Origin of the sequence: Flintibacter faecis, from assembly GCF_014287875.1 — a bacterium.
GTDB classification, from domain to species: Bacteria; Bacillota; Clostridia; order Oscillospirales; family Oscillospiraceae; genus Lawsonibacter; species Lawsonibacter faecis_A.
Map to the genome: position 1 here is coordinate 227,420 of NZ_JACOPN010000004.1, position 16,994 is coordinate 244,413.

Genomic DNA, 16,994 nt, shown 5'->3' on the forward strand with positions numbered 1-16,994 from the left:
AGGAGGAAACGCATATGGAAAACATTCTAAGCTACTTCGGCACCTATACGCCAGCAGCGGATGGTGCCATCGCCGGGTTTCAGTTTGAATATCTGACCAGCCTGGGCTTTGCCGCCATCGTCATCTTCCTGGGGCGGTTCATCATCGACCACTCCACCCCCCTGCGAAAGTTCGCCATCCCCGCCCCCGTGGTCTCCGGCCTGCTGTTCTCGATCCTGGTGGCCGCCATCAAGGGCTCCGGCATCATCGCCCTGTCCTTTAACGTGGGCACCATTAAGGACCTGTGCCAGAACGTTTTCTTCATGTGCGTGGGCTATGGCTTCAGCGCCAAGCTGCTGAAAAACGCCGGCGGCAAGCTGTGCGTGAAGATCGCCCTGGCCGCCTGTCTGCTCATCACCATGCAGGACGTGCTGGGCGTTGTGGTAGCCAAGTTCATCGGGATGCACCCCCTGCTGGGCCTGCAGTGCTCCTCCTCCGCCATGTCCGGCGGTGTGGGCACCGCCTCCGCCTTCGGCCCCATCTTCGTCAAGCTGGGTGCCCCGGAAAACGCCACTGAGGTGGGCGTAGCCGCCGGCACCATGGGCAACATCATAGGCTCCCTCATCGGCGGACCTGTGGCCGCTTTCCTCATCACCCGCCACCACCTGAAGGCCGACCCCAACGACAAGCCCGACTCCGCCAAGACCGGTGCGGTCAATCCCCTGGTCAACAGCCGCATGGTCTCCTGCTTCGGCCTGGTGCTGCTCATCTGCGCCCTGGGTATGCCCATCTACTGCCTGCTGGACAACATCCCCAAGATCGAGATGCCCAAGTTCATCGGCTGCCTGTTCGCCGGCAGCATCGTCCGCAACATTCTGGAGGCCGCCCATGTGGAGACCTATGTCCCCGAGATGGATGCCATCGAGCACATGTTCCTGGAGCTCTATCTGGCCCTGGTGCTGATGACGGTGGACATCACCGCCCTGTCCACCGTGGCCGGTCAGATGGGCGTCATTCTGGTGGCCCAGGCCGTCCTCATCGCCCTGTTTGCCATCTTCATCTCCTTCCCCGCCTTTGGCCGCGACTACGGCGCGGCGGTGATGGCCGCCGGCAACTGCGGCTGGGGCTGCGGCTCCGGGCCCAACGCCGTGGCCAACGAGAAGGCCGTGATGGACCAGTACGGCTGGCACAACGTGGCCTGGGTGCTGTATCCCTCCTTCGCTGTCATCATCGACGACATCTACAACCCCATTTTCCTCTCTATCTTTAGCAGCTTCATCGCCGGCTGATGTCCGGTAAGAGGCAAACGGCCCGGAGCTTCCCGCTCCGGGCCGTTTTCTTGCCTCGGCGGTCCTCTCTTGCGGAACGGTGTCAGCCTGTGGTATAATACCCAGAAATGGCGGCGGATGCGCCGCCTTCCAATCCCGCCTTTGAAAAAGGAGCCCGCCATGAAACTTCAACATGCCGCCCCCCTCGCCCTTCTCCTCTCGCTGGCCGTGCTGCTGCCCGGCTGCGCTGCGCCGGAGCCGGAGCCCACCCTGCTGACCATCGGCACGGCGGACCGGGGCGGGGCCATGGCCCCGGCGGGCAGCGCCATCGCCGCCCTGCTGTCTGACGGGGAAGCCCGAAAGGTGAGCGTCAGCGTATCCAGCGGCTCGGCCATGAATGTACACAGCCTGGCCGCCGGGGACATCGACCTGGGGCTGGTATCCGGCGACGTGGCCTATGCCGCCTATGCGGGTACCGCGGAATTTGAGGGCCAGCCCCAGCCCCTGCGGGCGGTGGCGGCGGTATACTCCAGCGTCTCCTGCTGGATCGCCCCGGCGGACAGTCCGGCAGAGTACATCCACGACCTGGGCGGGCTGCGCCTGGGGGTGGGCCCACAGGACTCCACCACCGAGCTGTCCGCCCGGACGGCGGTGGAGCTGCTGGGACTGGATACCCGGAAGGCTCAGCTGGTGAATTGCAGCCTGGAGGACGGGGCCCGCCAGATCGCCGACGGCAGCCTGGATGCCCTCCACGCCTTTGCCGGGGTCCCCGCCCGCAGCCTGACCTGGCTGACACAGCAGGAGTCCTGCCGTCTGCTGCCCTTTACCGACGAGGAGCTCAGCCGCATTCTGGCTGAAAACCAGTCCTATTACGCCGTCTGCGTCCCTGCCGGGACCTATTCGGGCCAGACAGAGGACCTGAACACCTTCGGGGCCAAGTGCCTGCTGTGCGTCCGGGCCGACGCACCGGACGAGCTGGTCTATCAGCTGACCCAGACCCTGTATCACGGGGCGGAGGAGCTGGCCCAGTCCACCCCCGCCCTGGCGGAGATGGCCCGGCCGGAATTTCTGTATGAGGACCTGCCCATCCCCCTCCACCAGGGGGCCGCCGACTTCTACCGGGCGGAGGGTCTGATCGAAAGCTGACGGAAAACGCCGGATCCTCCCATGGGCGGGAGGGTCCGGCGTTTCTTCATGATTGACAAGGTTTCCATGAAATGTTATTTTAAATGTAACATGTATCCTGATGTGGGGGTGTTTTCATGAAAAAGGGCCTGCTGGCCGCCGCCCTGGCTGTGATGTTGACCCTGACCGCCTGCGGTGGAGCGGAAAGCGATCGTTCTGCGGAGGACCTGCCCCGGCTGGTCATCGCCAGCGACAACTATAAGCCATACAGCTATGTGGGCCCCAACGGCAATTTGATCGGCGTGGACGTGGACCTGGCCACCGAGGCCTGCCGCCGCCTGGGCTATGCCCCGGAGTTCTGCCAGATCGTGTGGGAGAACAAGGATGCCTATCTGTCCAGCGGCCAGGCGGACTGCCTGTGGGGCAGCTTTACCATGACCGGGCGGGAGGACCTGTACCAGTGGGCCGGGCCCTATCTCTACAGCCGCCAGATGGTGGCGGTGCGGGCAAACAGCGACATCCACACCCTGGCCGACCTGGCGGGCCGCCGGGTGGCGGTGCAGGCCACGGGCAAGCCGGAGGCGCTCTTCCTCACCTCCAGCGCGCCGGGTGTCTCCCAGGTGGAGGCGGTGTACGCCTTCTCCACCATGGACGAGGTATACGCCTGTCTGCGCAAGGGCTATGCCGATGCCATTGCGGGGCACGAGAACGCCCTGCGGCTGTTCCTCGACTCCTCCCCTGGCTCCTACCGGATGCTGGACGAAATCCTGGACGTATCTCAGCTGGGGGTGGCCTTTCAAAAGGACACCCATAAAGAATTGGCCCAGGCCCTCACCCAGACCCTGGCGGAGATGGAGTCCGACGGGACCACCCGGGCCATTTTAACGCGATATGGCCTGGACGCTGACCGGGCTCTGGGGGTAACGCCATGAAAAAACGCATCTATGCCGCGGGCAGCATTTGGGCATCCAAGCTTTTCCGGCTGTCCCTGCTGGCCGGACTGGTTCTCATCCTGCTGGGCTACAGCGCCATCACCGCCCTGGACAAGGCCGGCGTGCGCCGGGTGGCCCAACAGACGCTGTTCTCCATGTCCGGCCGTCTGCAGCGGTATGAGAACTATATGGCCAATGAAAAGTCCAAAAGCCTGATCCGCCTGCTGGACAAGGCCAACGAACTCAGCCGCTGCCTGGCCCGGGAGCAGGGGGACCGGAGCGCCCTGCTCGCCAGCTATACCCATCAGCAGCGGCTCACCGGCATTTTCCTGCTGAATGACCGGCTCGGCATAGAGGCCCGGTTCTCGGAGGCCCCCATTCCCCTCTCCGGCCAGGACCAGGCCAACGTCCGCGCCCAGGTGGAATCGGTGGTCCAGCATCCCAAAAAGACCTACCTCACCCGCCTGACCACCTCCGGCGGGACCTTCGACTTTGCCGCCGTGGCCCGACAGGATGGCCCCGGCGCGGTGGTCGCCTATGTGCGTAAGGAGACCGCCGAATTCAGCGAGGACGACATCTCTCTGGACACCATGTTCCTGGGCGACAACTATAACCTGGGCGGCGTGGTGGTGGTGTCTGACGGTACCGCGATCCTGGCCTCCAACAAGAGCGCGCTGCAGGGGACTTATTCCGCAGAATTTCTGGACCGCTTCCACCAACAGCTGGCGCCGGACCGGTCGGGTCTCATCCACCTGTCCTATCAGGGCCAGGACTGGTACGGCTCCCGCACCAGCAGCGGAGACTATCGGCTGTACGCCTTCTTCCCCGCCTCCTCTGTCTTCGCCACCCGCACCGGTGCCCTGGGGTACACGCTGGCGGCCTATATCCTGCTGCTGACCGTGTTTACTGTCCTGCGCCACCGCTCCTCCCGGGCAACGCTCCGCCAGCTGGAAAAGCAATACCGGATCATCAGCGCCGTGAGCAGCATCTACTCCTCCTGCTTTCTGTTCTCCTTGGATGGGCAGTCGGTAGAGGTCATCCGGGCCCAGGAGGACATGCGCCCCCAGCTGGATCAGCTCACCCGGCCCCAACAGGTGGTCGACCTGCTGGTTCAAAAACATGTCGCCCCCGCCTATCGTCAGAGTTTTCGGGCCTTCACCGATCTGTCCAGCGTGGAGCGCCGCCTGACGGGGGTCTCCTCCCTCTCCTGCCCCTTTGAGGACCTGTCCGACCGGTGGATATCGGCGGTGCTGATCCCCCAGGAATACGACGATGGCGGCGGCATCCAGTCGGTGCTGCTGCTGCTGCGGGACATGTCGGACGAAAAGCGCCGGGAGCTGGACTATCAGCAGCAGCTGCGTCAGGCGGCCCAGCAGGCCGAGCGGGCCAACCTGGCCAAGACCGACTTTCTCCGCCGCATGAGCCACGACGTGCGCACCCCCATCAACGGCATCCGGGGCATGGTCGCCATCAGCCGGCACTACGCCGGGGACGAGGCCAAGCAGGAGGAGTGCCGGGAGAATATCCTCTCCGCCTCCGGCTTCCTGCTGGACCTGGTCAACGATGTGCTGGATATGAACAAGCTGGAGTCCGGCTCCATCCAGCTGGAGGAGCGCCCCTTCTCCCTGAGCGAGGTGATAGACAGCGTCCTGTCCATTGTCCAGGTCCGGGCGGGCGAGCGGGGCGTGGTCCTAAGCCGGGATACAAGGGACATCGTCCACGACAGGCTTATCGGCAGCCCCCTCCACCTGCGCCAGGTGCTGCTGAATGTCTCCAGCAACGCGGTGAAGTATAACCGCGCCGGCGGCTCCATCGTCTTCTCCTGCCGGGAGCTGCCCCCGGCAGACCCGGCGGCCCAGGGCCCCGTGACCTTCACCTTTACCTGCGCGGATACCGGCGTGGGCATGAGCCCGGAGTTTCAAAAGCGGGCCTTCGAGCCCTTTGCCCAGGAGGACACCACCGTCCGCTCCACCTACAGCGGCACCGGTCTGGGATTGCCCATCGCCAAGGAGCTGGTGGAGCATATGGGCGGCACCATTTCCTTTGTCAGCCGGCAGGGCGAGGGGACCACCTTCACGATCGTGCTCTCCCTTCTTCCCGACCCGGACGGGGCCGTGCAGGCCGTCCCCGCAGAAGCGGAGGAGCTGCCCTCCATCGCCGGGACCCGGGTGCTGATGGCGGAGGACAACGACATGAACCGGGAGATCACCCGCTTTGTTCTGGAAAATCAGGGTGCCCTGGTGGCGGCCGTCACCGACGGGCAGCAGGCGGTGGATGCCTTTGCCCGGTCCGCCCCCGGCAGCTTCGACGTGGTGCTGATGGACGTGATGATGCCCGTGATGGACGGCCTGGAGGCCACCCGCCGCATCCGCTCCATGGACCGGCCCGATGCCAAAACCGTCCCCATCTTCGCCCTGACGGCCAATGCCTTTGCCGACGACCAGGTCCTCAGCCGCCAGGCCGGCATGAACGAGCATATCCCCAAGCCCCTGGACGGGCCGAAGCTGATCAAGCTGATCCACCGGTATTCAAGCGGAGAAAATTGATCCATAAAACCAGCCGCCGTCAACGCTCCTCTCTGCGCTGACGGCGGCTGTTCTGTTCTTTTCCCTTACTGCCGGTCCTTGCACACGTCCACCCAGTCCAGGCTGTTGGAGCAGCGCTTGGGGCTGATCGCCTTTGGCGCTGTCTCTTTTTCTGTCTGGCACCGATTCGGTTCGCCGGCCCAGCCGGAGCGCAGGGTGTCTTTCTGTGGCCGTGAGAGCCGCTTGATCTGATACTCCCGGCGCAGGGCGGCGGAGCGGCTGGGCTGCTCCTGGACATAGACCAGGGTCAGGGGCCCCCGGCCACGGGTATATTTGGCCCCCTGTCCCATCTGATGGGCCTTCAGGCGGCGCTCCACGTTATCCGTCATTCCGGTGTACAGCGTCCCGTCGCCGCACAGCAGCATATAGACATACCAGCCCATGTCCCCGCCCCCCTTCTCGCAGTCTGCTTCGTATTGTAGCACATCCCCCGCCCCGCCGCAAGCGCATACGCCAGACACCTCTTCTTCTCCCCCGGCATAGCCTGCTTTGGACGCATCCGCAGTCAGGCGTTCTCCTGCGCGCACTTTCGCCCTCCCCGGAGACCGCCGCCGTTTTGAGAAGAAAGGACGTACATTGTGACACAGGCTTTATTTCTGGCCGCCCTGGGCACGGGCTTTACCTGCCTGATGACCGCCCTGGGGGCCTGCGTGGTCTTTCTGTTCCGCCGCCAGTCCTCCCCGGGGCTGCACCGGGTGATGCTGGGCTTTGCCGCCGGGGTGATGCTGGCCGCCAGCGTGTGGTCCCTGCTCATCCCCTCCATTGAAAAGGCCCGGGAGCTGCATCTGGCGGGCTGGCTGCCCGCCGCCGGGGGGTCGGCGCTGGGCATCGCCTTTCTGCTGGCCATGGACGCCCTGCTGCCCCATCTGGCCCCGGAGTCCTTCCACTGGCGGGAGGGGCAGACCTCCCGCCGCCGGACCCTGATGCTGGTGCTGGCGGTGACCCTGCACAACATCCCGGAGGGCATGGCCGTGGGGGTCTCCTTCGCCCTGGCCGCCCAGGCAGAGGACCCCGCCCTGCTCACCGCCGCCGTGGCCCTGGCCCTGGGCATCGGCGTTCAGAACTTCCCGGAGGGGGCCGCCATCGCCCTGCCCCTGCGGCAGGAGGGCATGAGCCGCCGCCGGGCCTTCGCCCTTGGGGCCCTTTCCGGGGTGGTGGAGCCGGTGTTCGGCCTGCTCACCGTGCTGGCGGTGGGCTCCGTCCAGGCGCTGATGCCATGGCTGCTGTCCTTCGCCGCCGGGGCCATGCTGTATGTGGTGGTGGAGGAGCTGATCCCCGAGGCCAACCTGTCCCAGGGCGGCCACACCGGCACCCTGGGCGTGATGACCGGGTTTTTGATGATGATGATCCTGGACGTGGCGCTGGGGTAAGTGAGCAAAAAAGCCTTCCCCTGGGGGAAGGTGGCACGGCGCAGCCGTGACGGATGAGGGGAACGCCATCGACATTTGAGCATTTCCGACAGAACAGCCAAAGCCTTCGCCCCGCAGGGGAGAAGGTGGCATGGGCGCAAGCCCATGACGGATGAGGGGGACCACGGAGGTGCACCCGTTATCGACGGGCCGACACAGAGGTCGGCCCCTACGGCGTGTCACGATGGCTTTTGTAGGGGCGGACCTCCGTGTCCGCCCGTTCGATGACCACCGCACCAACGGAACTCCCCCAGATTTAACTTGCCTTTTCTCCCGGTCTATGCTATACTGTGACCATACTCACAACATCACTCACTCTGTTTGCACAAAGGAGGTAGATCCCATGCCCGCCAAAGGAAAACGCACCAGCGGGCTGCTGACCCAGCAGAAGATGCTGCGGGGGGCGGTGTCGCTGTTTCTGGAGAAGGGCTATGAGGGAACGACCACGGCGGAGATCGCCCGGGCGGCGGGGATGACCCCCAGCTCCTTCTTCCGGGCCTATCCCAGCAAGGAGGCCCTGCTGCTGGAGCTGGTGCGGCGGATGTTCTCCGGCCAGTTCGCCCTGGCCCAGCAGCACAGCGGCCCGACGGACCCGGTGGTGCTGTACGCCGTGGAGACCGCCATACAGCTGCACATCGCCGAGCTCAGCGAGCCCCTGCGGGACCTGTACGTCACCGGCTACTCCCTGCCCACCACCTCGGCCTATATCTACCACAGCACCGCCAAGCGGCTTCAGGTCATCTTCGGCCCCTATCTCCCCCAGCTCCAGGCCAAGGACTTTTACGAGATGGAGCTCGCCTCCGCCGGGATGATGCGCAGCTTTATGTCCGTCCCCTGCGACCTCTATTTCACCATCGAGGCCAAGATCTCCCGCTTTCTGGACTGCGCCCTGACCCTGTACCATGTGCCCCAAAAGCAGCGGGAGGAGATCATCCACTTTGTGCTGCACCTGGACCTGCGCACCATGGCCGTGGGCATCATCCAGAGCACCGTAATGCAGGCCGAACAGGGCTTTGCCCTGCTGCCCGAACTGGACCAAGATACACATGACAGGAAGGAGGAACGCAAATGAAGAAAAAACGCCTGTTCCGCACCCTGACAGCCACCGTTCTGTGCCTGTCCATGCTGTGCATGAACGCCAGCGCCATGCAGATTTTCGTCAAGACTCTCACCGGAAAGCATATCACCCTGGAGGTGGAGCCCGGCGACTACATTTCCACTGTAAAAACCCAAATACAGAAAAAGGAGGGCATTCCCCCCGACCAGCAGCAGCTCACCTATCAGGGCAAGCTGCTGGAGAATGATAACGAAACGCTGGCAGACCACAATGTTCAGAAGGACAGCACCCTGCATTTGACACTGCGGCTCTCCCCCGGCACGGCAGAAAACTCCACGGATGTCTCTGACGAGGCCGCTTTGAAGGCCGCCGTTCAAATCGACAACAACTACATCCGGCTCGCCGGCAACATCGACCTGACCGTTCCCCTGGAAGTCAAGAAAAATGTCACCCTGGACCTGAACGGCTGTGTGCTGAACGCTGGGGGCCGCTGCCCGGTCATACAGCTTTGTGACGAAGCCAAGCTGATCGTTGTGGACAGCAACCCCACCAAGCCCCACTATTTCACGGTTGATAAAAACGGCCTGTGGAAATGGAACGACACCGACGCAGCCACAGAAAACAAAGTCCTCGGCGGCATTATCACCGGCGGCAATTCAAAAGCATCTATCTATTTCTCCAGCGGCGGTGGCCTCGTCCTTGATAAAAACACGTCGGCGGAGCTGCGCAGCGGCAGCATCGTGGGCTGCACGTCGGACAAGGGCGGCGGCGTGATTGTCACCAAGGGAGCTTCCTTCGTCCTGGGCGACGGCAGCAGCCCGGCCCGCATCATCGGCTGCACCGTCAGTAATGATTCGACGCTTATGGGCGGCGGTGTGTATGTTACTGCTAATACTCAAGGCGATGCCTCTTTCACCATGAACCCCGGTGCGGAGATCCGCAGCTGCACCGTTGTTTCTGATTCTTATAGCTCATGGAACTGCGGCGGCGGCGTATTCATCCAAGACGGCATCTTTACTATGAACGGCGGCACCATTACCGACTGCCACATAGCAGAGCGCGACGCTACTACTAGACGCGGCGGCGGCGTGTACCTCACTAACAGTGCCACAATGCACGCCAACGGCGGCCAGATCACGGGCTGCACCGCAGATCAGGGCGGTGCGGCATACAACGACGGCGGCACCATTCAGGCGGACACAAACGCCAAGGGCACCACCTTCTCCGGTGCGGTCTGCAATAATTACGGCACCATCAGCGGCGGTGTCTTTACCGGCGATGTGACAAATCAGAAGACGGCCACCATCTCCGGCGGCACGTTCACCGGTGCGGTGACGAATGAAGCCAGTTTCGGTTACGACTCTCGTGGCGACACTTACCTGTGCCAAGGCAAGATCACCGGCGGCACCTTTGAGGAGGCCGTGACCAACAACGGCGCAGTCATTGAAAGCGGGACCTTTACCGGTACCGTGATCAATAAGAAAGCGCTGGACCAGAACGGCAATACGCTGGAGGGCGATGACAAGAAACCGGCCCTGGGCCTCATCTCCGGCGGGACCTTCGAGGGACCCGTGACCAACGACCCCAGCTGCACCATCTCCGGCGGCAGCTTTACCGGCGATGTGACAAATCGAGAAGTGGCCACCATCAGCGGCGGTACGTTCAACGACACCGTCACCAGCGAGGGCTATATTGAAAACGGCACGTTCAACGGCGATGTGATCCTCAATAATGGCGGCGTCGCTGGCGGCATTTTCAACGGCAACGGCACGGTGAACAACAAGGCCTCGTATGTTGCCGACGGAACTTTCAACGGGGACGTGATCAACGACTTTATGCTTGCAGGCGGGACCTACAAAGGCAAGGTGACCAACAACGGCACCATCGGGATCAACGGCACATTCTATGGTCCCGTCATCAATAGCAAGAACATTAACGGCGGCACCTTCCTGGGCGACGTGACCAATAACACCAACGGCCAGATCAACGGCGGCACGTTCCTGGACACTGTATCCAATAACGGCCAGATCAACGGCGGCACCTTCTCCGGCGCTATCACCGGCACGGGCACCATTGTGGAGGATGCCGTCGTGAAGCTGACCGTCTCCTTCCACCCCAACGGCGGCAGCGGCAGTATGGACCCGGTGACGGTGGACTATGGCGCCACCTATCTCTTCCCCGAGAACGGCTTCACCGCCCCCGAGGGCAAGCGCTTTGCCCACTGGGCCATTGATTCCCTGGACGGCGATACCACTGCCGTCCCCGGCGGCGGGCTGCCCATCCTCCGGGGCACCACCGCCTATGCGGTGTGGGAGGACATCCCCGGCTCTACCGGCGGCGGGGGCGGCGGCGGACGGACCAGCTATTCCGTCAGCACCGGCAAGACCGGCAAGACCGGCAACGGCACCCTCTCCCTCAGCGATACCTCCGCCCGCCGGGGCGACACGGTGATCATCACCGTAAAGCCCGACAAGGGCTATACTCTGGAGACCCTCACCGTCACCGACAGCCGGGGCAGCGCCCTCACCCTCACGGACAAGGGCGGCGGCAAGTTTGCCTTCACCATGCCCAGCGGCAGCGTCACCGTAAATGCCACCTTCATGGAGGACAATTCCATCCTGAACTTCTTCGTGGACGTGCCCGCCAGCGCCTATTACTACGACGCAGTGAAGTGGGCGGCGGAGCAGGGCATCACCGGCGGCACGGACGAGAACCACTTCTCCCCCGATGCCTCCTGCACCCGGGCCCAGATCGTCACCTTCCTGTGGCGGGCGGCGGGCAGCCCGGTGGTGAACTACATTCTGCCCTCTGAGGATGTGGCCGAGAGCAGCTATTACGCCGAGGCCGTCCGCTGGGCGGCCAGCCAGGGCATCGTCTCCGGCGTCTCCCCCACCCGCTTCGGCCCCGACCTGCCCTGCACCCGGGCCCAGGCCATGACCTTCCTCTATGGGGCCATGGGCTCCCCCGCCGTCACCGGCGGCTCCGGCTTCCTGGACGTGGACAGCGGTGCGTACTACGCCGGCCCCGTGGCCTGGGCGGTGGAGAACCACATCACCTCCGGCACCGGAAACGGCCTGTTCGGCACAGAGGACATCTGTACCCGCGCCCAGATCGTCACGTTCTTGTTTGGGCTGTATGGGAAGTGACCTCTGTCATTGCGAGGAGGGGCAGCGCCCCCGACGCGGCAATCCGTTTTCCATAAATCATAAAACCCCGCCCGGCGTTCCTGGTTCGGAACACCGGGCGGGGTCGTATTTTCGGAAAAAGCCTTCCCCTGGGGGAAGGTGGCACGGCGTTAGCCGTGACGGATGAGGGGAAGGCCGAAGGATTGGGAGCTGTTGCGTGGGAATCCTCCAGTCATCGCCTTGCGGCGATGCCAGCTAGCCCTATCCCTTTTGTCCCTTCGGGACATTTCCCCTTGATAAGGGGAATCGGCCTTTAACAAGGGGGCCTATTTGAGCAGCACATCAGCCCCCCTTGTGAAAGGGGGGAGGGCCGCAAAGCGGCGGGGGGATTCCGGGCGGATGTCCCCATCCGCCCATTCGATGGCCTCCGCACCCAACGATACCCACCCTCATCCGGCCCTTCGGGCCACCTTCCCCCTGGAAGGGGGAAGGCTTTATCCGTTCTGACGCAAGCTTTCCCAGCCCTTGCGTGGGAATCCTCCAGTCATCGCCTGCGGCGATGCCAGCTAGCCCTATCCCTTTTGTCCCTTCGGGACATTTCCCCTTGATAAGGGGAATCGGCCTTTCACAAGGGGGCCTATTTGAGCAGCACATCAGCCCCCCTTGTGAAAGGGGGGACACCGCCGAAGGCGGAGGGGGGATTCCGTCCCCCCGTCCAAAGCCTTCCCCACCCAGGGGGGAAGGCTATGTTCGTTCTGACGTAACGGCTCAAAGCCCTTCGGCGTTCCCCTCATCCGGCCCTTCGGGCCACCTTCCCCCAGGGGAAGGCTAACCATCCTCACTTCATCAGATCCAAAAATTCCTGCTCTGTCAGCACGGGGATGCCCAGGTCCAGGGCCTTTTTCAGCTTGGAGCCGGCCCCCTCCCCGGCCACCACATAGGTGGTCTTTTTGGACACGGAGCCGGCGGACTTGCCCCCCCGGTCCTCGATCATGGCGGCGGCCTGGTCCCGGGTGAACTGCTCCAGCCCCCCGGTAAGGACAAAGGTCATGCCCGCAAAGCGCTGGTCGCTGCCCTGCTCTGCGGCGGTCATGTTCACCCCGGCCTGGCGCAGGCGGGCGATGAGGTGGCGGCTCTGGGGGCTTTCCAGCCAGGTGAGGATGCTGCGGGCGGTGATCCCCCCCACGTCGTTCACGGCGGTCAGCTCCTCCAGGGTGGCGTGCTCCAACGCCTCCATGGTCTGAAACCGGGCAGCCAGGATCTTGCCCGCCTTCTGTCCCACCTGGCGGATGCCGAAGGCGTAGATCAGCCGGGCCAGGTCCTGGTCCTTGGAGCGCCGGATGGCGGCCATGAGATTCTGGGCCGACTTCTTGCCCATGCGGTCCAGCCCGGCCACGTCCTCCTCCTTCAGGAAGTACAGGTCGCCGGGGGTCTTTACCAGTCCGGCGTTGACCAGGTTTTCCACCACCGCCACGCCCAGGCCGTCGATGTCCATGGCGTCCCGGCTGGCAAAGTGGGTCAGGTTCCGCAGCAGCTGGGCGGGGCACTCCGCCCCGGTGCAGCGCATGTGGGCCCCGTCCTCGTCCCGCTCCACCGGAGCCCCGCACACGGGGCATGTCTTAGGCAGGAAATAGGGCCGGCTGTCCGCCGGGCGCTTGTCCAGCACCACGGACAGCACCTCCGGGATGATCTCCCCCGCCTTGCGCACCAGCACCGTGTCCCCGATGCGGATGTCCTTGTCCGAGATAAAGTCCTGGTTGTGCAATGTGGCGCTGGTGACGGTGGTGCCCGCCAGACGCACCGGCTCCAGCACCGCCTTGGGGGTGAGCACGCCGGTGCGGCCCACCTGCACCACGATATCGGTGAGCCGGGAGGGCTTCACCTCCGGCGGGTACTTATAGGCGGCGGCCCACCGGGGGAACTTGGCCGTGGAGCCCAGCACCGCCCGCTGGCTCAGATCGTTTACCTTTACCACCGCCCCGTCGATGTCAAAGGAAAACCGGTCCCGCTCCTCCCCGATTTGAGTGATGGCCCCGATCACCTGGTCCATGGTGGTACACAGCTGGTGGGGGATGACCTTAAAGCCCTTTTGGGCCAGATACTCCAGCGTCTCCTCGTGGGTCTGAAAGGCCGCCCCGTCGCTCCACTGCACGTTGAACACCAGAATGTCCAGCTTCCGCTGGGCGGCGATCCTGGCGTCCTGCTGGCGGAGGGAGCCGGCGGCGGCGTTGCGGGGGTTGGCGAACAGGGCCTCGCCCCGGCGCTCCCGCTCGTCGTTCAGGGCGTGGAACACCTTTTTGGGCATGAACACCTCGCCCCGGACGATGAGATGCTCCGGTGCGCCGTCCACCCGCAGGGGGATGGAACGCACGGTGCGCAGGTTGGCGGTCACGTCCTCCCCCACCTGGCCGTCCCCCCGGGTGGCCCCCCGGACGAACAGGCCGTTTTCATACTCCAGGGCCACGGACAGGCCGTCCACCTTGGGCTCCACCACATAGACCGCCCCGGCCACGGCGCTCTGCACCCGCTGGTCAAAGGCCCGCACCTCGTCAAAGTCGAACACGTCCTGCAGGGACTCCAGGGGCACCCGGTGCCGCACCGGCTCAAAGCTGGACAGGGCCTGTCCCCCCACCCGCTGGGTGGGCGAGTCGGGGGTCACCGTCTCCGGGTGGGCCTGCTCCAGCTCCTCCAGACGGCGGAGCTTGTGGTCATAGTCGTAGTCGGACATGGTGGGCTTGTCCAGCACATAGTACTCATAGCCCGCCCGCTCCAGCTCCCGGCGCAGCTGGTCAATTTCCGTGTGAAAGTCCATTGTCGTCACCTCTTGTTTGGCATTGAAATCCGGCGATCAGCCGGGGAAATAGGGCCCGGGCCAGGCAGAACAGCCCATAGCCCCCCAGGACCCCGGCGGTGTTCAGCAGCACGTCGTCCACGTCGGCGCTGCGGCCGATGAAATATTGAATGGTCTCGATGGTCCCCGAGGCGATCAGCCCCGTTGCCAGCGCCTTCCACCACCGGGGCCTTCGTCCCAGCAGGGCGGGAAAAAATCCCACCGGCAAAAAGATGACCACGTTGGCCACCACCAGAAACATGACCCACGGCCCCCGCACTGCCCGGCGGATCTCCCGCAGGGGCACCAGCTGCAAAATGCGGTGGAGGTCGGCCCAGCGGGGAAACAGGGGGCGCTCCCCCCGCAGGGCGGCCAGCCAGTGCGCCCGCCGCCAAAAGCCCGCCGGGAACAGGGTCAGGGCGGCCAGCCCCGCCGCAAACATGACAAACAGCAGCAGGGCCAGCTCCCTCCGACGGGGACTGACCAGCCCCAGCCTGTCCAGCCGCCGCCGTCTCACCGGCAGCGCCAGGGCATAGACCGCCATGCCCGCACACATACAGGGCAGCATCTGGGCGGCATAGTCCCGTGCGTTGCCCAGATACCACCACAACAGCTCTCCGAAATTCATGGGTTCTCCTTCGTTGGGAAAAATCAGGGGCCCGCCCCGTCAGGCATCGTCGGGCAGGCCCCCTGTCTGGAACCAGGTCTGGGGGACCTGGCCCACGATCACCGTCTCGGCCACGCACAGGCGGCTGTCCACGGTGAGCTCCTCCCCGCCCCCGGGCAGCAGCACCGTGACGGGCACGGACAGCTCCAGCCAAAGGCGGTGCCGGGTCTGGTTGATCCCGGCGGAGGTAAATTCGCTTTCAAACTCTGCCGAAGCCGTGCCCAGGGCCAGGGCCCGCAGGTGCAGCTCCGGCCCCCGGGCCCAAGTCGGCTCTAGGGGCAGCAGGCTCCCCACGGGGACCGTCAGCTCTAACTGGCTGTCCTCCAGCCGCTCCAGCAGATGGGCGGACAGCTCCGCCCGCAGCAGATTCAGCCGGGCCATGTCGGCGGACAGGGCGGTGATCTCCCCCGCCTCGTTCCGGGTGATGGTCACAAAGTCGCTGTAGTCCACCCCCCGCTCCTGCAGGTCCCGGGCCGCCCACTGCTCCACAGCGGCGGTCACCTGGCTGCGGACCTGATAGCGGGCGGCGGCGGCCAGCACGGGCCGCAGGGCCCGCTCCGTCACCCGGACGGCGCACAGCATCACGCCGGCGGCCACCAGCCAGGTCAGCACCCACGAGGGCAGGCCCCGGCGCAGCCGGCGCTCCAGCTTTAAGCGCCACGGCCCAGCGGACATTCCCTCACCCCCTCATAGGGAGAGGATATGCCGCCCTTGGCTTGGCCTATTCAGCCGGACGTTAAGCCCGGCCCAGCAGCTCCTGCACCGCCAGCAGCACCCCCAGCCGACCGGACTCGAAGGTCAGGCCGCCCTGGAGATAGACGGTGTAGGGCGGGCGCATGGGGGCGTCGGCGGACAGCTCGATGGATGCGCCCTGGATAAAGGCCCCGGCAGCCATGATGACCGGGCAGTCGTAGCCCGGCATGTCCCAGGGCTCCGGGGTGACATAGGAGTCCACGGGGGCCCCGAACTGGATGCCCCGGCAGAACTTTTTCAGGGCCTCCGGCTCCCGCATGTGGATCATCTGGATGATGTCGTGGCGCACCGCGTCGGAGCGGGGCTCGGTGTCATAGCCCAGCAGCTCCATGACCTTGGCGGCGAACACGGCGGTCTTTACCGCCTGGGCCACGGTGTGGGGGGCCAGAAACAGGCCCTGATACAGGCTGCGGTTCTGACCCAGGGTGCAGCCGCACTCCCCGCCGATGCCGGGGACGGTAAGGCGCATGGCCGCCCCCTCGATCAGGTCCCGCCGCCCGGCCAGATAGCCGCCGGTGGGGGCCAGACCGCCGCCGGGGTTCTTGATGAGGGAGCCCACCACCAGGTCGGCCCCCACATGGGTGGGCTCCTTCTCCTCCACAAACTCGCCATAGCAGTTGTCCACGATGATGGCGGCGTTGGGGTTGGCCTTTTTGATGACCTGACACATCTCACCGATCTCGTCCACGGACAGGGAGGCCCGGGTGGCATACCCCTTGGAGCGCTGGATCAAAACCGCCTTCACCTTGGGGTCGGCCACGGCCTTGGCCATGCCGTCCAGGTCCGGCTTGTTGTCAAGCAGTTCCACTTGACGGTACTCCACGCCGTAGTCTTTCAGGGAGCCGTGGCCCTTGTCCACCACGCCGATGGCCCCCAGCATGGTGTCGTAGGGGGCGCCCACGGCGGACACCAGCACGTCCCCCGCCTTCAGCGCCCCGAACAGGGCGGCGGTGATGGCGTGGGTGCCGTTGACGAACTGCAGCCGCACCAGAGCGGCCTCCGTCCCGAACAGCTGGGCGTAGATCTCGTCCAGCTTGTCCCGGCCCAGGTCGTCATAGCCATAGCCGGTGGTGCCGGAGAAATAGCTCTCCGCCACCCGGTGCTCCTGAAAGGCGGCCAGCACCCGGGCGGTATTCTCCTGGGCGATGGCGTCGATGCGGGCAAACTGCTCGGTCAGCTGGGCCTGCGCCCGGCTGCCCAGCGCTTTCACGTTCTCATCTAACTGCAAAGGCATTTCACTTGTCATCCTATCTGTTTCAATATG

Annotated in this window: 12 protein-coding genes; 7 read left to right on the top strand and 5 right to left on the bottom strand. The window is 64.7% G+C overall.

The features are described from left to right. The first annotated feature begins 14 nt into the window (after nucleotides 1-14). The 4 genes from H8S55_RS07775 to H8S55_RS07790 all read left to right on the top strand — a co-directional run bounded on the left by H8S55_RS07775 (nucleotide 15) and on the right by H8S55_RS07790 (nucleotide 5,850). Nucleotides 15-1,268, top strand: coding sequence for a sodium/glutamate symporter (locus tag H8S55_RS07775; RefSeq protein ID WP_186878501.1), 1,254 nt, complete (start codon nucleotides 15-17; stop codon nucleotides 1,266-1,268). 159 nt (nucleotides 1,269-1,427) lie between these two features. Further along, a complete protein-coding gene (locus H8S55_RS07780; protein WP_186878502.1) occupies nucleotides 1,428-2,393 on the top strand; it encodes a TAXI family TRAP transporter solute-binding subunit in 966 nt (321 codons plus the stop codon). A gap of 116 nt (nucleotides 2,394-2,509) precedes the next feature. Further along, the gene (locus H8S55_RS07785; protein ID WP_186878503.1) at nucleotides 2,510-3,304 is read left to right on the top strand and encodes a substrate-binding periplasmic protein; all 795 of its coding nucleotides are present in this window, start codon (nucleotides 2,510-2,512) and stop codon (nucleotides 3,302-3,304) included. Then, nucleotides 3,301-5,850, top strand: a complete 2,550-nt coding sequence (locus H8S55_RS07790) for a hybrid sensor histidine kinase/response regulator (protein WP_186878504.1) — start codon at nucleotides 3,301-3,303, stop codon at nucleotides 5,848-5,850. The genes H8S55_RS07785 and H8S55_RS07790 overlap by 4 nt, the downstream gene beginning before the upstream one ends. 65 nt (nucleotides 5,851-5,915) lie before the next feature. Here H8S55_RS07790 and H8S55_RS14490 read toward each other — a convergent pair whose 3' ends face one another. Continuing rightward, on the bottom strand, nucleotides 5,916-6,416 hold the full coding sequence (locus H8S55_RS14490) for a GIY-YIG nuclease family protein (RefSeq protein ID WP_366467616.1): 501 nt from the start codon (nucleotides 6,414-6,416) through the stop codon (nucleotides 5,916-5,918). Between the two features lie 102 nt (nucleotides 6,417-6,518). Between H8S55_RS14490 and H8S55_RS07800 the strand changes: the two genes are divergently transcribed. The 3 genes from H8S55_RS07800 to H8S55_RS07810 all read left to right on the top strand — a co-directional run bounded on the left by H8S55_RS07800 (nucleotide 6,519) and on the right by H8S55_RS07810 (nucleotide 11,501). Continuing rightward, entirely contained in the window at nucleotides 6,519-7,259 is a 741-nt protein-coding gene (locus H8S55_RS07800; RefSeq protein WP_186878538.1) for a ZIP family metal transporter, read from the top strand. A gap of 382 nt (nucleotides 7,260-7,641) precedes the next feature. Then, entirely contained in the window at nucleotides 7,642-8,370 is a 729-nt protein-coding gene (locus tag H8S55_RS07805; protein WP_243200511.1) for a TetR/AcrR family transcriptional regulator, read from the top strand. Further along, nucleotides 8,367-11,501, top strand: coding sequence for an S-layer homology domain-containing protein (locus H8S55_RS07810; RefSeq protein ID WP_186878505.1), 3,135 nt, complete (start codon nucleotides 8,367-8,369; stop codon nucleotides 11,499-11,501). Before H8S55_RS07805 ends, H8S55_RS07810 begins: the two co-directional genes overlap by 4 nt. Nucleotides 11,502-12,318: 817 nt before the next feature. Here the strand turns inward: H8S55_RS07810 and ligA are convergent. The 4 genes from ligA to H8S55_RS07830 form a co-directional block, all read right to left on the bottom strand. Beyond that, nucleotides 12,319-14,292, bottom strand: a complete 1,974-nt coding sequence (ligA, locus tag H8S55_RS07815) for an NAD-dependent DNA ligase LigA (protein WP_186878506.1) — start codon at nucleotides 14,290-14,292, stop codon at nucleotides 12,319-12,321. Beyond that, entirely contained in the window at nucleotides 14,270-14,938 is a 669-nt protein-coding gene (locus tag H8S55_RS07820) for a VanZ family protein (protein WP_186878507.1), read from the bottom strand. The genes ligA and H8S55_RS07820 overlap by 23 nt, the downstream gene beginning before the upstream one ends. Nucleotides 14,939-14,977: 39 nt before the next feature. Beyond that, the gene (yunB, locus tag H8S55_RS07825) at nucleotides 14,978-15,652 is read right to left on the bottom strand and encodes a sporulation protein YunB (RefSeq protein ID WP_186878508.1); all 675 of its coding nucleotides are present in this window, start codon (nucleotides 15,650-15,652) and stop codon (nucleotides 14,978-14,980) included. A 61-nt stretch (nucleotides 15,653-15,713) separates the two neighbouring features. Then, nucleotides 15,714-16,964, bottom strand: a complete 1,251-nt coding sequence (locus H8S55_RS07830) for a methionine gamma-lyase family protein (protein WP_186878509.1) — start codon at nucleotides 16,962-16,964, stop codon at nucleotides 15,714-15,716. Between the last annotated feature and the right edge of the window lie 30 nt (nucleotides 16,965-16,994).

Coding starts and splice junctions, on each gene's coding strand:
- H8S55_RS07775 (WP_186878501.1), top strand. CDS start 15: ATGGAAAACATTCTAAGCTACTTCGGCACCTATACGCCAGCAGCGGAT.
- H8S55_RS07780 (WP_186878502.1), top strand. CDS start 1,428: ATGAAACTTCAACATGCCGCCCCCCTCGCCCTTCTCCTCTCGCTGGCC.
- H8S55_RS07785 (WP_186878503.1), top strand. CDS start 2,510: ATGAAAAAGGGCCTGCTGGCCGCCGCCCTGGCTGTGATGTTGACCCTG.
- H8S55_RS07790 (WP_186878504.1), top strand. CDS start 3,301: ATGAAAAAACGCATCTATGCCGCGGGCAGCATTTGGGCATCCAAGCTT.
- H8S55_RS07800 (WP_186878538.1), top strand. CDS start 6,519: ATGACCGCCCTGGGGGCCTGCGTGGTCTTTCTGTTCCGCCGCCAGTCC.
- H8S55_RS07805 (WP_243200511.1), top strand. CDS start 7,642: ATGCCCGCCAAAGGAAAACGCACCAGCGGGCTGCTGACCCAGCAGAAG.
- H8S55_RS07810 (WP_186878505.1), top strand. CDS start 8,367: ATGAAGAAAAAACGCCTGTTCCGCACCCTGACAGCCACCGTTCTGTGC.
- ligA (WP_186878506.1), bottom strand. CDS start 14,292: ATGGACTTTCACACGGAAATTGACCAGCTGCGCCGGGAGCTGGAGCGG.
- H8S55_RS07820 (WP_186878507.1), bottom strand. CDS start 14,938: ATGAATTTCGGAGAGCTGTTGTGGTGGTATCTGGGCAACGCACGGGAC.
- yunB (WP_186878508.1), bottom strand. CDS start 15,652: ATGTCCGCTGGGCCGTGGCGCTTAAAGCTGGAGCGCCGGCTGCGCCGG.
- H8S55_RS07830 (WP_186878509.1), bottom strand. CDS start 16,964: ATGCCTTTGCAGTTAGATGAGAACGTGAAAGCGCTGGGCAGCCGGGCG.